The sequence below is a fragment of the Microbacterium sp. BWR-S6Y genome (genome assembly GCF_041379845.1).
In the GTDB taxonomy this organism is placed as follows: domain Bacteria; phylum Actinomycetota; class Actinomycetes; order Actinomycetales; family Microbacteriaceae; genus Microbacterium; species Microbacterium hydrothermale.
In genome coordinates, this window is sequence record NZ_JBFECV010000001.1 from 355,328 (window position 1) to 369,496 (window position 14,169).

Below are 14,169 nucleotides of genomic sequence, written 5' to 3' on the forward strand. Positions count from 1 at the left end.
CGATGAGCGAGATCCTCCACGCCTGGGCGGTCGCCCCCGCCGCGGTCGGCGCCTGCTGTCTGGCAGCCGATCGTGCGCGGGTGCGGCCGCCCGAGGTCGCGGCCTCCGTTCTCATGCTGCTGGCGATGGTGGATGCCGCTGTGTTCGGCGTGGTCGCTCCGGTCTACTGGACGGCGGTGCTGCTCGTGGCGGCCCTGGCACTCACGGTCTGGCGACGCCCCCGGCAGCGCCGAGCACCGCGCGTTCCCGCCCTCATGACGCTGCACACGACGCTGGGGATGGTGGTGATGGCCGCGCTGCAGATCGGTATGGGGGCACACGGCACCTCCACCGGACACGCTCACGGGGTGAGCCTGACGCCGTTCCTGCTCGCCGGCGCGGTGGGCTATGCGGGACTGTCGGTGGTGGCCGCGAGCCGGATGCCGACACGGCTGGATCGCGCGCAGATCGTCGCGATGGCGGCATCCGTCGTGCTCATGGCGGTGGCGTCCGTGTGAGACGGCCGCCGCCGTGGGACGAGGGGGAGGGTGAGGGACAGGGGAGGACGAATCCGCGGGAATTCTCCTCCGCCCGCCTCTGGCCCTCCCCCGTCACTCGGGGCGCCGCTGCGTTCGCGTGAGCACGTGGCAGAAACGACGGTGCGGCCGGAGACATGCTCCGGCCGCACCGCTTTGGTCCGGATCAGCGCGACAGACGCAGCGTCACGAGCTGGAACGGACGCAGCTCGAGATCCACGACGCCACCCTGCTCGGCGGTCACCGCCGCGGCATCCACGTCGCGCTCCAGCAGATCGGTCTCGCTCACGCGGGCGACGTCGAAGTCGGCCTCGAGCCGCGCCTGCGTGCGCTCCCCCAGCGCCTCGTAGAGGCGCACGACCACGTCGCCCGACCCGTCCTGCGCGAGCTTGACGGCCTCGACGACGACACCGGGGGCGTCGATCGCCACCAGCGGGGCGACGCTCTCGTGCGCGGCATCCGTCACCACGCGCGCGGGGAGGTTCGTGCGGTAGCCCTCGGCGACGGCGTCGAGCACGTCGGCGCCCACGACGACGCCCACCTCGAGGTGGTGTGCGCCCTGGTCCTGACCGGGGTCGGGGAACATCGCCGAGCGGATGATCGACAGGCGCACGAGCGAGAACGTGCCCCCGCCCTCGCGCTCGTGGCGCGTGATGTCGTGGCCGTAGGTCGAGTCGTTGGTCACGGCGACGCCGAAGTCGGGCTCCGCGACCCGCACCCACCGGTGCGCGGCGGTCTCGAAGCGCGCCGCATCCCACGAGGTGTTCGTGTGGGTGGGGCGAACGATGTGACCGAACTGGATCTCGGATGCCGCGCGGTCGGTGTGCACGTCGACGGGGACGCCGAGCTTGAGCAGCTTCTGCTGCTCGTGCCAGTCGACGTCGAGCGACAGGCGCACCGTGCGCGACCCCGCGGCGAGCGCGAAGCGCGTGACGATCGTGGAGTCGCCGACCGAGCGTTCCACCACGACCGCGTGGCCGTCGACGCGGACGGCGTCGGCGCTGTCGAGGGGTGTGGCGTGACGGCGGTAGGTCTCGTCGATGTCCCACGCGTCCCACTGGGTCGGGGTGTCGCGGAACACCTCGAACAGTCCCGCCACCTGCCCCGCGGGCACGACCTCGCGGCCCGACACCACGTCGACGAGCGAGATGAGGAGCCCCCGGCCGTCGATCACCGCGTGCACGATGCCGTTGTCGAGCACGAACCCCTCGCCCTCGGCGCGCGGCGCGACGTCGCGCGCCCCCGGCGCCGGCGCGATGCCCAGGGCGGGCGCCCCGGAGCGGGCGTGGGGCGCGGCGTTGGCGAGCAGCGTGCGGTCCCCCTCGCCGGCGACCGCGCGGAGGCTGTCGGCGATGATCTGCTCGAGCTCGGCCGCGATGGCTGCGTAGTTGCGCTCGGCATCCCGGTGCACCCACGCGATCGAGGTGCCGGGGAGGATGTCGTGGAACTGCTGCAGCAGCACCAGGCGCCACAGGCGGCGGAAGGCCTCGGCCGGGTACTCCGCCCCCGTGCGCACGGTCGCGGTCGCCGCCCACAGCTCGGCCTCGCGCAGCAGGTGCTCGCTGCGACGGTTGCCCTGCTTGGTGCGCAGCTGGCTCGTGTAGGTGCCGCGGTGGAACTCGAGGTACAGCTCCCCCGCCCAGACGGCCGGGTCGGCGTACTCGGCCTCGGCGGTCTCGAAGAACTCCCGCGGGGTCGAGTGCTTCACGATCGGCGCGCCCTCGAGCGAGTGGGCGCGCGCGATGGTCGCGGTCATCTCGCGCGTGGGTCCGCCGCCGCCGTCGCCGAAGCCGTACGGCAGCAGCGAGGTGCGCGCGCGACCCTTGTCGGCGAAGTTGCGCTCGGCGTGCGCGAGGTCGGCCGCGGTCACCTCGGAGTTGTACTTGTCGACCGGCGGGAAGTGCGTGAAGATGCGCGAGCCGTCGATGCCCTCCCACCGGAAGGTGTGGTGCGGGATGCGGTTGGTCTCGTTCCACGAGATCTTCTGCGTGAGGAACCAGCGCGCACCGGCGGCCTTCATGATCTGCGGCAGGGCTCCGCTGTAGCCGAACGAGTCGGGCAGCCAGACCTCTTCGGTGTCGATGCCGAACTCCTCGAGGAAGAAGCTCTTTCCCTCCACGAACTGGCGGGCCATCGCCTCGCCGCCGACCATGTTGGTGTCGGATTCGACCCACATGCCACCAACGGGCACGAAGCGCCCCTCGGCGACCCGCTCCTTGAGCCGCTCCCACAGCGCCGGGTAGTGCTCCTTCATCCACGCGAACTGCTGCGCCGACGACGACGCGAACACGAACTCGGGGTCCTCGTCCATGAGCGACAGCACGTTGCTGAAGGTGCGCGAGACCTTGCGCGCGGTTTCGCGCACCGGCCACAGCCACGCGGAGTCGATGTGGGCGTGCCCGACCGCGTGCAGCACGTGGGCACTGGATGCCGCGGGCGCGGCCAGCAGCGGAGCGAGGACGTCGCGCCCGGCCTGGGCCGTGCCGGCCACGTCGTGCGGATCGACGGCGTCGATCGCGGCATCCATCCCCTCCAGCAGGGTGGCGCGGCGCGCGGAGGTCGCGTCGAGCTCGGCGATCAGGCCGTGGAGCAGGCGGAAGTCTTGCAGCAGATCCCACACCGCGAGGTCGCGAAGGCCGATCGACATCTCGCGCAACGTATAGAGAGGTGCATCGCCCGCGGTCGCCGGGTCGCCGACCGGCGTGGGCTCGAACGTGAAGAGGCTGCCCACGTCGGGATTGGAGGCCGCCTCGACGAGCACGTCGACCCGGCCGTCGGCGTCGACCGCGGCGGGGCTGGCGTTGTTGAACGGCGAGACGCCCTTGATCGGCGCGCCCTGGCGGTTCCACACGAGGGCCTCGCACTGGAAGCCGCTCTGGCCGGCGGTGAAGCCGAGGTCGATCACGAGCTCGGCGACGGTGCCCGCGGGAAGGGCGCCCGCGTCGTCGCGCCACGCGGCGGGGATCTCCCCCGACACGGCGAACCAGGTGGTCCCCCACGCCCGGCCCCACGGCGTTCCGATCGCGAACGGGCGGTAGGCGGCATCCTGCGCCTCGGCGAAGGTCACGGGCTCGCCCGGGGCCTCCCAGGCCCGGATGTCGAGGGGCTGGCGGGCGCGGTAGACGGCGGGGGCGAGACGCTCGCGGACGAAGCGTTCGATGCGCATCTCGATGAGCGCGGTGCGGTCGTGCATGGCGAAGAGGTTCCTTGTCTGGGGGGACGGGTCAGCCCTTGACCGCGCCGGCGAGGGCCGACGGGCCGCCGAGTCCGCGCTGTACGAGCACGTACAGGCCGAGGACCGGAAGGGAGTAGACGATCGAGTAGGCCGCGAGCTGGCCGTATGCCACGGCTCCGAACGACCCGAAGAAGTTGAAGATGCTGACCGCGGCCGGCTGGTAGTCGGGGCTGAGCAGCAGCACGAAAGGCACGAAGAAGTTCCCCCACGCCTGGATGAAGGTGAAGATGAACACCACCGCGATGCCGGGACGCATGAGCGGGAGCACGATCTGCACGAGCGTGCGCATGGATCCTGCGCCGTCCATCCAAGCGGCGTGCTCGAGCTCGACGGGGACGCCGTCCATGAAGTTCTTCATCATCCAGATCGCGATCGGCAGGGCGCTCGCGGTGAGGAAGAGGATCGTGCCGCCGACGGAGTCGATGAGGTTCAGCTGCACGAACAGGCTGTAGACGGGCACCATGATCGCCGTGATCGGCAGGCACGTGCCGAAGAGCACCGCGTACAGGAAGGGCTTTCCGACGCGCATCTTGTAGCGCGACAGCGGGTAGGCCGCGAGCGAGGCGAGCACGACCGTGGCGACGGCGGTGCCGCCCGCGAGCAGCACGCTGTTCCACAGCGGCAGGAACAGCAGGTCGGGCTTCATGACCGCGGCGAAGTTGTCGAGCGTGATGACCTCGGGCATCTTGATCGCGAGCGTCGGCTGGGCGTCGAGCGACGCCGTGACCAGCCACACGAGCGGGACGACGAAGAGGAAGCCGATCACGATCATGAGCGTGTTCGACAGCACGCTCAGCGCGCGGGTGCGCGGCGACGACAGCGAGGCCTTCTTCCGGTTCCGGGCGCGGCGGCCCGTGACCTCGGGGAGCGTGGTGGTGGCGCTCATGACGAGACCTCCTCGCGCAGCGCGCGGACGTAGAAGAAGGAGAAGATCGCGCCGATGAGCAGCATGATCGTGGCGATCGCGGTGCCGTAGCCCAGTTCGCCGAACTTCAGGCCCTGCTGGTACGCGAGGATCGGCAGCGTCGTGCTCTTGTTGCCGGGGCCGCCGCCGGTCATCACGAAGATGAGCGTGAACACCGACAGGGTCTGCAGCGTCACGATCATCGAGTTCGTGCCGATGGTCGAGCGGATCATCGGGATGGTGACGTGCAGCAGGCGCTTGACGCCGCTGGCGCCGTCCATCTCGGCGGCCTCGGTGATCTCGGGCGGGACGTCGGCCAGGGCCGCGGAGTAGACCATCATCGAGAACGCCGTGCCGCGCCAGATGTTCGCGAAGATGACCATGAGCACGGGCAGGGTGAACAACCAGCTCACGGGCGCGATGCCGAAGACGGCGAGGACGGCGTTGAGCGTGCCGTTGTCGCGGAAGAACGCGTACGCCGCGAACGCCGCGACGATCTCGGGCAGCACCCACGCGGTCACGACGATCGTGCCGACCACGGCCGTGACGACGCGATTGCCCGAGCGCATCATCAGCGCGAGGGCCAGGCCGAGGACGTTCTGTCCGATCACGGCCGAGAAGAACACGAAGACGATCGTGTTGACCACCGCGACGGGGAAGTCGGGGGCCTTGAAGAGCTGCACGTAGTTGTCGAAGCCGACGAAGTCGCTCGCGACGGCCGTCGATCCCGACAGCGTCGCGTTGGTGAGCGAGCCCCACAGCGACACCAGGATGGGGCCGAGCAGGAACACCGCCAGCAGCAGGGCTGCCGGCAGGAGCGGGAGCGCCCGGGCCGACGACCGGAGGCCGCGCGTCTTCACGCGCGACCCCCGGTCGGTTCCGGTCGCCCCGGGAGTAGCCAGGGCGGTCACGATCAGCCCTGCTGGGTGTTGTCTTCGCCCACGATGCCGATGACGGCCTGGTCGTAGGCGGCGGCCGCGTCGTCGACGCTGGACTGGCCGGTCATGACGGCTTCCATGGCGACCTGGATCTGGTTCGAGATCTTGTCGTAGTCCTCGGTGGCCGGGCGGAAGTGGGTGGTGTCGACGAAGCTCGAGAAGGTCTTGAAGCTCGGGTTGGCGTCGAGGTATTCGCTGGACTGGGCCACGTCGGCACGCACGGCGATCTGGCTGCTGTCGATGCCGTAGGCGGTGGCGTTGTCCTTGTTGACGGCGGTGGAGAGGAAGTCCCACGCGGCGTCGGCGTTCTTGGTGTTCTTGCCGATGGCGAGAGTCCATCCACCCGACATGCTCGTCGTGCCGGGCGCCTGGCCGTCCTGCGTGGGCATGGCGGCGATGCCGAGAGCGTCGCTCCACTCGGGCCACGCGGCGGTGCCGCCCTCGACCCACGCGGCCGACTGCCACGAGCCGTCGAGCGCGATGGCGAGCTTCGAGGAGGGCAGCCAGTCGGCGGTCACGCTGGTGAAGATGTTGGGGTCGAGCGCCTGCTGCAGCGACGGCCCGAGACCGCCCTGGTAGACGTCGCTGACGAACTGCAGCGAGTCCTTGAAGCCCTGGCTGCCGACGACCCACTTCTTGCTGTCGGTGTCGTAGAGGGTGTCCTCGGTGCCGTACATCAGCATCTCGAGGCCCTGCATGGATGCCGCTTCACCCGCCGTCTTGCCCGAGTAGACGTTGATCGGGATGACGTCGGGGTTGGATGCCTTCACCTTCTCGGCGGCCGAGAGGATGTCGGCCCAGGTCTTGGGCTGCCACGGCACGGAGATGCCTGCGGCCTGGAACAGGGCCTTGTTGTACCAGAGGCCGCGGGTGTCGGTTCCGAGCGAGACGCCGTAGGTCTTGCCGTCGGGGCCGAGACCGGCCTGCTTGGCGCCCTCGGCGAACTGCGACCAGTCGTCCCACTTCGCGAGGTAGTCGTCGAGGGGCAGCAGGTAGCCGGCGGCCGCGTCGGACTGGATCTTGAACGTGTCTTCGTACTGCACGTCGGGGGCGGTGCTGGCCGACTTGTTCATCAGCGCGAGCTTCGTGTAGTAGTCGGCGCCCTCGGCCTGGATCGGGACGAGCTCGACCGTCATGCCCTCGTGGGCGGCCTCGTACTGCTTCTTGGCGTTCTCCATCAGCGTCTGCATCTGGTTGAACGTCGCCGTGGTCTGGTACGCCACACGGATCGTCTTCGAGTCCGCCGCGTCGCCGCTGCCACCGGAGCAGCCGGCCAGAGCCACGGTCAGGGCGGTGGCGGTCAGAAGACCGGTCGCCATCGTCAGTTTCTTCATGGAAGCTCCCTTGCTCGGGTGGAGACACCGCGTCGCCAGAACCTTTTATAAATCAAATGGACTAACTCGGCAAGTCGCGACGCGCGACGCAAGGTAACGATCACGACACGCCCGGCTATGGACGCGCACGACCGTGTCAGAGGGCGATCATCATCCGCGCCGGTCGAGCCGCGAAAGCGCCGTCCAGCATGAGGCACGCGGCCCCCACGGCCGCCACGTCGAGACCGACCACGGAGCGGCGCACGATGATCGGCAGCGTCGCCGTCGACGCGGCATCCGCCGCCACGTGCTCCGCCACGACATCGGCGAGCACCCCGGCCAGTCGCTCCCAGGCGGGGCCGCCGAGCACGACCTCGTCGACGTCGAGCAGGTTGTTGGTCACCACCACGGCCCGGGCGATCCGCTCCCCCGCCCGGCGCAGCACCCCCGCGGCCGCGTGCCGGGGATCCGCCGCATCGCGCACGAGACGGTCCAGGCCCGCGCGCGGATCGACGTCGTCGTACCCGGCCTCGGCGATGAGCACACGCGGCTCGATCGACACCCCCAGGCACCCGCGTGATCCGCACGCGCACAGAGGGCCCGCGGCATCCACGACCACGTGCGCGATGCCCCCCGCGTTGCCGGTGCGACCGCGCACGGGCGCCCCCGCCACCGCGAGCCCCATGCCGACGCCGGCGCCGTAGTACAGGAACATCGCGTCGCTCAGGGCGTCGGAGCGGTCGAACCACATCTCGCCCACCATCGCCGCGGTGACGTCCTTCTCGACGATGACCGGCAGCCCCGTCGCCGCCCTCAGGTCCTCGCGGACGTTGACGTTGTGCCACTGCGGCAGCAGCGGAGGATCGAGCAGCCGACCGCCGCGGGCGTCGAAGGGCCCGGGGGCGGCGACCCCCACGCCCAGCACGAGATCGCGTGACACCTCGGCGCGCGCGACGATGGCGTCCACCGCGGTCGCGACGGCGGCGACCAGATCACCCGGTGCGGCGTCGCGCAGGGCGGGGATCTCGTCGTGCGCGATGACCTCGCCCGCCATGTCGACGAGCACGATCGTGTCGACGACGGGGTCGAGGTGCACCCCGACGGCGAAACGCGAGCGCGGCTCGAGCTTCAACAGCGTGCGGGGCTTGCCCGGACCCGAGATGACCTTCCCCGCCTCGATGATGAGGCCGTCGTCGGCCAGGCGGCGGGTGACGTTGCTCAGCGTCTGCGCGCTCAGACCGGTGCGCGCCGACAGCTCCACGCGGCTCAGCCCCTCGGGCGAACGCCGGATGAGGTCGAGCACCAGCGTCTGGTTGTACTCGCCGACGGCGGGCAGGTTGGAACCCGTACGCATGCTCCCCGCCCTCACTCGCCGGCCCGCGGCGCGGTCCCTCGGTCTCTCAGGGTAGACCCGGCGTCAGGACTGCAGCGCGAGGGCCGCCGCCCCCAGGAGCGGGCCGTCGCCGTCGAGGCCCGAGCCCACGATGCGGCAGCGCCGCGCGTAGGCGTGCAGCGACGCGGCCCGCGCGGCCGCGCGCACCTGATCGATGTAGTCGGGCGCGACCTGCGAGAAGCCTCCCGCGATCGCGACGGCCTCGAGGTCGCAGAGCGTCGCCGCCGCCGCGATCGCCTGCCCCACGGCCGTGGCCGAGCGGGTCACGGCCGCGATCGCGACCGGGTCGCCCGCCGCGTGGGCGGCCGCGAGGTCGAGACCGGTCTCGCCGTGCCAGCCCTGCCGCTGGGCCCACGCGACCGTCCCGGGCCCCGCCGCGACGGCCTCGAGGGAGGATGCCACGACCTCATCGTCCTCGACGGTGCGCACGAACGTCTGCCCGAGGTGCCCCGCGTTACCGCTCGCACCCGCGACGGGCCGACCGCCCAGGATCAGTCCGCCGCCCACTCCGGTGGACACCACGATCGCCATCGCGTCGTCGCACCCGACGAGCGCGCCGCGCCAGTGCTCGGCAAGCGCGATGCAGGTGCCGTCGAGAGCGAGCCGGATCGGACCGTCGACGAGTCCGGCGAGCACCTCGTCGATCGACAGCCCCGCGGCGAGCGGCAGGTTCAGCGGCGAGACGGAGCGCGAGGGCAGGTCGACCGGACCGGCGCTGCCCACCCCGACGGCCCCGACCCGCGCCTCGGGCACCGCGGCGAGCGCTCCGGCGGCGGCCTCGCGGATGTGGCGCGCGATCTCGCCGCGGTCCGCGGAGCGTCCGGTGGTGCGGCGGGTCACGCTCTGGCGCTCGACCTCTCCCGCGACGGAGACGAGGGCGGCATCCACCTTCGTCCCCCCGATGTCGACGGCGAGGACGTGCGTGGAGACGGACGGGGACGGGGTGGGGTGCGACATGCGCGGGCTCCTCGGCTGGACCAACGCTCCCCGATCCTAGGGGCCCGAGCATCCGCCGTGTGACGCCTGTGCGCGACGCCGTTTCGGGCCCCCGCCCCCGCCGTGCGGGTTACGATCAGGTCACGGCGGCGACGACGCGCCTCCACCCCGCGACCCAAGGGATGCCATGGACGAGACGGTCACGCCCGAGGCGGCATCACGACTCCGCCGCGCCGACACCCCCAGCCGACCCGGCGCCGACGCTCCGCTGGATGCGGATTCTTTCGCGCGGCTGACCGGGCAGATCTTGGCCTCGGTCTCGCGAGTGATCGACGGCAAGCCCGACGCCGTGCAGAGCGCCCTCATCGCCCTGCTGGCCGAGGGGCACCTTCTCATCGAAGACGTCCCGGGCGTCGGCAAGACGATGCTCGCGCGGGCCCTGGCGGCCACGATCGACGCCGACGTGCGACGCATCCAGTTCACCCCCGATCTGCTGCCGGGCGACATCACCGGCGTGTCGGTGTTCAATCCCGTGCAGCGGCAGTTCGAATTCACGCCCGGAGCGGTGTTCGCGCACATCGTCATCGCCGACGAGATCAACCGCTCCTCCCCCAAGACCCAGTCCTCGCTGCTCGAGGCGATGGAGGAGCGTCAGGTCACCGTCGACGGCCGTACGCACGTGCTGCCCTCGCCGTTCCTGGTCGTCGCGACGCAGAACCCCCTCGAGATGGAGGGCACGTACGCCCTGCCCGAGGCGCAGCGCGACCGCTTCCTGCTGCGCATCTCGATGGGATACCCGGATGCCGCGGCCGAGGCGCTCATGCTCCGTCAACGCGACGCGGTCAACCCGCTCGACGGGCTCACCCCCGTCGTCTCGGCGCGTCAGGTGACCGCGATGATCGCCTGGGCCCGCGGGGTGCACGTCGCCCCGGCGCTCGAGGAGTACGTCGTGGCCCTCGCGCAGGCCACCCGCAGCCACCCCGACATCCGGCTGGGCGCGAGCCCCCGGGCGACGCTGCAGCTCGTGCGCGCGGCGAAGGTGCGCGCGGCCCTCGACGGCCGGTCCTACGTCATCCCCGACGACATCACGGCCCTGCTCTCGCCGGTGTTCGCCCACCGTCTGATCGCCAACCGCTCCGCCGCCGGAGGTCGAGCGGGAGCCGCAGTGGTCGCCGACGCCCTCGAGCGGATCGCCGCGAGCGTACGCGTGCCCCTCGCCTCCCGACCGTGAGAGCCCGGGTGAGGCGTTTCTGGCCCTTCACGCTCCGCGGAACGGGAGCACTGTTGCTCGCGGCGGCGGCCTTCGTGATCGCGCAGCGCGCCGGCATCCCCGAGCTGCTCTACTTCGGCACGCTGCTGGTCGCGCTCCTCGCGGCCTCGACCGTGTCGCTGCTGCTGACGCGGGGGGCGGGGGCGGTGACCCGTGTCGTCTCGCCCGAGGTGCCCGAGGTGGGCGGCATCGCCACCGTCTCGGTGCGCGCGGGGATCCAGAGCGCCCTGCCCACGGCCCCCGGGCGATGGCGCGACAGCCTGCCGGCGGGCCTCACCGGAACGGCCGAGGGGGCGTCGCCGATCATTGTGGCGAACGGCGCGTCGTCGACGATCGAGGTGCGCTACGACGTGGAGGGGGTCGCGCGCGGCGTGCACGCGCTGGGGCCGTTCGAGGTGACCACCACCGATCCGTTCGGGCTGATCCGCCGCCGCATCGCGCTCGGGCGCACGACGACCGTGACGGTGGCGCCGACCATCCGCGATCTCGCGGCGCTGCCCGGCGCCGCGGGCGAGGCCGGCGGCTCCCGCCAGACCACCACCCTGCAGATCGGCCAGGGCGCCGACAACCTCGTCGCGCGGCCCTACGCCCCCGGCGACTCGATGCGGCGCATCCACTGGCGCGCGACGGCGCACCGCGACACGCTCATGGTGCGGCAGGAGGAGCAGGAGTCCAGCCCCGCAGCCACGGTCGTGCTCGATCGCGCGGTGTCGCGCTGGTCTCCGCTCGCCGCGCACGCACCGGGGAGCGACCGCGCCTTCGAGACGGCCGTGTCGGCCTGCGTCTCGGCCGTCGCCCGCCTGGTGCACGAGGGGTACACCGTCGACGTGATCGACAGCGACGGAGCACTGCTCGCCGACCCCGTCGAGGGCGGAGACGACGCCGACGCGCGCGCGACCGCTGCGGCGTTCGCGAGCCTGCGCGCCCGCCCCGACGACCCGTCGCACCGCGTCGTCCCGGCCGCCGCGGCGGGGCTGACGGGCCCCGTGGTGGTCGTCACCGGTGCCCTGCACCCCGAGGACCGCGCGAGCCTCGGCGCCGTGGCGCAGCGCTCGGCCTTACCCGTGCTGCTGGTCGTCGCCGACGACGCCGACCTCGACCGCCTGCGCGCGGGAGGCTGGCGCGCGGCGCACGTGCGCCCCGGCGGCGACGTCGCCGCGGCGTGGGACGGCGCAATCGAACAGGGGTACGCCCGTGTCGGCCGCTGACGTCACCCGGCTGCGCACCGCCCGGCGTCGCCGAGACGCGGCGATGCTGACCGGCGGACTGTACGTCGCCATCGTCGCCGCCCTGCTTCCCGCGTTCTCGGTCATCGCCCCGGGTGCCTGGGTGGCCGGAGCGGCCGGGCTGGCGGCCGCCGTGCTCGGGGCGGGTCTGCTCGTGCGCCTCGCGCAGCTGCCCGCCGTGGTGGCCAGCGTCGTCGAGGCCGTCGTGTGGGTCGTGGTGCTCACGGCGCTGTTCGGACGCTCGACCGCCCTGCTCGGCGTCATCCCGACGCCGGCGACCTTCGCATCGGTGCCGGGGCTGATCGCCGGAGCGTCGGAGGAGATCCGGCTGGGCGTGGCCCCCGTGCCGCCCGAGGCCGGCTTGAGCTTCCTCCTGGTGGCCGCGGTCGGCGCTCTCGCCCTCGTCCTGGACCATGTCGTGCTCACGGCGCGCATGCCGCTGCTCGCCGGGGTGGGTCTGGTCGCGGTGTCGCTCATCCCGACGATCGCGATCCCCTCCGACGTCGACGTCGCCGGCTTCGTCCTCCTCGCCGCCGCCCTGCTGTTCCTCCTGCGCGTCGACACGCGGGCGCGCACCACCGCGCAGAACCCCCGCCGCACCACGGCACGTCGATCGCCCGGGCGGCTCGGGGTGTCGGCGACGGCCGTCGCGGTCGCCGTGGTCGCCGTCATCGTCGCGGTGGTCGCCACTCCCCTGCTCCCCCAGCCCGGTTTGCGCTTCGCCACGGGCGGGTCGGGCGGAACGGGCACGACGATCAACCCCAACCTCGAGCTCGGCAATGACCTGCGTCAGCCGCGGGAGGTCGACGTCCTCACCGTTCGCACGACGGCCCCGACGGCGCCGTACCTGCGCGCGGTCACGCTGTCGCGCTTCGACGGCGCGGTCTGGTCGCCCGACAGCGGCGACACCGTTCCCGTCTCCGGCGACGCGCCCGTGTTCGGCCCGGTCGAGGCCGACGCCGAGATCGCCCGCGCCGACTGGACGACCGACGTCACGGTCGACGCGCTCGACAGTCCGTGGCTCCCCGTGCCCTACCCGGCATCCACGGTCACCGGCCTCGAGGGCGACTGGCTGGGCATGCCGCAGAACCGCACCGTCGTCACCCGCGCCGGCTCCACGCGCGACCAGCAGTACGAGGTGCAGGCGAGCGTGCCGCGGCCGACGCTCGAACAGATCCGCAGCCGCGCCGTGGGCGACCCCGGCCTCGGTGCCGACGTCACGGCCCTGCCCGCCGATGTGCCCTCGATCATCGGCGACACCGCGCGCGAGGTGACGGCCTCGGCCGCGAACCCCTACGACGCGCTGCTGGCCCTGCAGACGTGGTTCCGCAGCAGCGCCTTCCGCTATTCGCTCGATGCGCCGGTCGACTCCGGGTTCGACGGCGCGGGACTCGACGCCGTCGCCGACTTCCTGCAGGTGCGCGCGGGCTACTGCGTGCACTACGCCTCGGCCTTCGCCGTGATGGCCCGCTCGCTCGGCATGCCGTCGCGGATCGTGGTCGGCTACCTGCCGGGAACGGCCTCGAGCATCCCCCAGCAGGGCGGAACCGAGTACACCGTGACGTCGAGCCAGCTGCACGCGTGGCCCGAGGTGTACTTCCAGGGCATCGGCTGGGTCCCCTTCGAGCCGACGAACAGCCTGGGCGTGCCCACCAACTTCGCCTCCGGATCGACCTCGAACGGCGGGACGACCCCGAACACCCCGGAACAGGATGCCGCCGCCCCCGACGCCCAGCCCTCGGCCGCGCCCTCGCAGGCCGATCGGGGCGACGTGGGGGCCGTCGACACCGGCGCCGCGGCGACGACCGCGCGTCAGGGAGCCGCGTGGGTGCCCGTCGGCATCGTCGTGCTGGCCCTGCTCGCCGCGGCCGTCGTTCCGGCCCTGCTGCGCACCGCCCGGCGCCGTCGTCGGCTCGGCGCGGCGCGCGCCGGCGACGCCGTCGCCGCGTGGACGGCCCTGCAGGAGGATGCCGTCGACCTCGGCATCCCGGCCCCCGGCGCCGAGTCGCCCCGCGCCTTCGCCGCGCGTCTCGTCGACGAGCACGGCGTCGAGGCGGACGACGTCGACCTTCTGCGCGAGGCCCTCGAGCGCGTGAGCTACGCCGGTGACGCACCGGATGCCGCGCGCGGACCCGCCCTGGTGGCGACGGTCGACGGCATCCGGGCGGGTCTTCTCGCCCGGGCGACCCCGGTGCGCCGCGTGCTCGCGCGCGTGCTTCCGCGCTCGCTCGTGGTGCGCCCGGGCGCGGCGCAGGTCGAGCGCGAGCGCGAGAGCGTGGGCTGAACGCCGAAGAGCGCCACCCTCGATATCGAGGGTGACGCTCTTCGTGTGGCGGAAGTGACAGGATTTGAACCTGCGAGGCGAGTTACCCCGCCTACATGGATTCCAGCCATGCTCCTTAGGCCGCTCGGACACACTTCCAACAGGAAAGCTTACAC

General features: G+C 72.2%; 10 protein-coding genes and 1 tRNA gene. 4 read left to right on the plus strand and 7 right to left on the minus strand.

The genetic code is table 11. The features are described from left to right. Positions 1–2 precede the first annotated feature (2 nt). Positions 3–497, plus strand: coding sequence for a hypothetical protein (locus tag AB1K56_RS01620; RefSeq protein ID WP_371204249.1), 495 nt, complete (start codon positions 3–5; stop codon positions 495–497). A gap of 184 nt (positions 498–681) precedes the next feature. Here AB1K56_RS01620 and AB1K56_RS01625 read toward each other — a convergent pair whose 3' ends face one another. From AB1K56_RS01625 to AB1K56_RS01650, 6 genes are all read right to left on the minus strand, one after another. Next, positions 682–3,708 (minus strand): alpha-mannosidase, encoded by a 3,027-nt coding sequence (locus tag AB1K56_RS01625; protein WP_371204250.1) that lies wholly within the window; start codon positions 3,706–3,708, stop codon positions 682–684. Positions 3,709–3,739: 31 nt separating this feature from the next. Continuing rightward, positions 3,740–4,636 carry a carbohydrate ABC transporter permease gene (locus AB1K56_RS01630; protein ID WP_371204251.1) on the minus strand — a complete coding sequence of 299 codons (897 nt, stop codon included), beginning with the start codon at positions 4,634–4,636 and terminating at the stop codon, positions 3,740–3,742. Continuing rightward, positions 4,633–5,565, minus strand: a complete 933-nt coding sequence (locus tag AB1K56_RS01635; protein WP_371204252.1) for a carbohydrate ABC transporter permease — start codon at positions 5,563–5,565, stop codon at positions 4,633–4,635. The genes AB1K56_RS01630 and AB1K56_RS01635 overlap by 4 nt, the downstream gene beginning before the upstream one ends. A gap of 2 nt (positions 5,566–5,567) precedes the next feature. Next, on the minus strand, positions 5,568–6,926 hold the full coding sequence (locus AB1K56_RS01640) for an extracellular solute-binding protein (RefSeq protein ID WP_371204253.1): 1,359 nt from the start codon (positions 6,924–6,926) through the stop codon (positions 5,568–5,570). A gap of 136 nt (positions 6,927–7,062) precedes the next feature. Next, entirely contained in the window at positions 7,063–8,259 is a 1,197-nt protein-coding gene (locus AB1K56_RS01645; RefSeq protein WP_371204254.1) for an ROK family protein, read from the minus strand. Between the two features lie 63 nt (positions 8,260–8,322). Continuing rightward, complete coding sequence (locus AB1K56_RS01650) at positions 8,323–9,255, minus strand: ROK family protein (RefSeq protein ID WP_371204255.1); 933 nt, start codon at positions 9,253–9,255, stop codon at positions 8,323–8,325. A gap of 166 nt (positions 9,256–9,421) precedes the next feature. Between AB1K56_RS01650 and AB1K56_RS01655 the strand changes: the two genes are divergently transcribed. Genes AB1K56_RS01655 through AB1K56_RS01665 form a run of 3 tightly spaced genes read left to right on the plus strand, consistent with a single transcriptional unit; the run spans position 9,422 to position 14,014 of the window. Then, positions 9,422–10,465 carry an AAA family ATPase gene (locus AB1K56_RS01655; protein WP_371204256.1) on the plus strand — a complete coding sequence of 348 codons (1,044 nt, stop codon included), beginning with the start codon at positions 9,422–9,424 and terminating at the stop codon, positions 10,463–10,465. Positions 10,466–10,473: 8 nt separating this feature from the next. Next, on the plus strand, positions 10,474–11,712 hold the full coding sequence (locus AB1K56_RS01660; protein WP_371204258.1) for a DUF58 domain-containing protein: 1,239 nt from the start codon (positions 10,474–10,476) through the stop codon (positions 11,710–11,712). Then, positions 11,699–14,014: a DUF3488 and DUF4129 domain-containing transglutaminase family protein gene (locus AB1K56_RS01665; protein WP_371204259.1), complete on the plus strand. Its 2,316-nt coding sequence runs from the start codon at positions 11,699–11,701 to the stop codon at positions 14,012–14,014. The genes AB1K56_RS01660 and AB1K56_RS01665 overlap by 14 nt, the downstream gene beginning before the upstream one ends. Before the next feature lie 46 nt (positions 14,015–14,060). On the opposite strand, the gene AB1K56_RS01670 is transcribed toward AB1K56_RS01665, so the two are convergent. After that, positions 14,061–14,152 (minus strand) — tRNA-Ser (locus AB1K56_RS01670). Positions 14,153–14,169 lie beyond the last annotated feature (17 nt).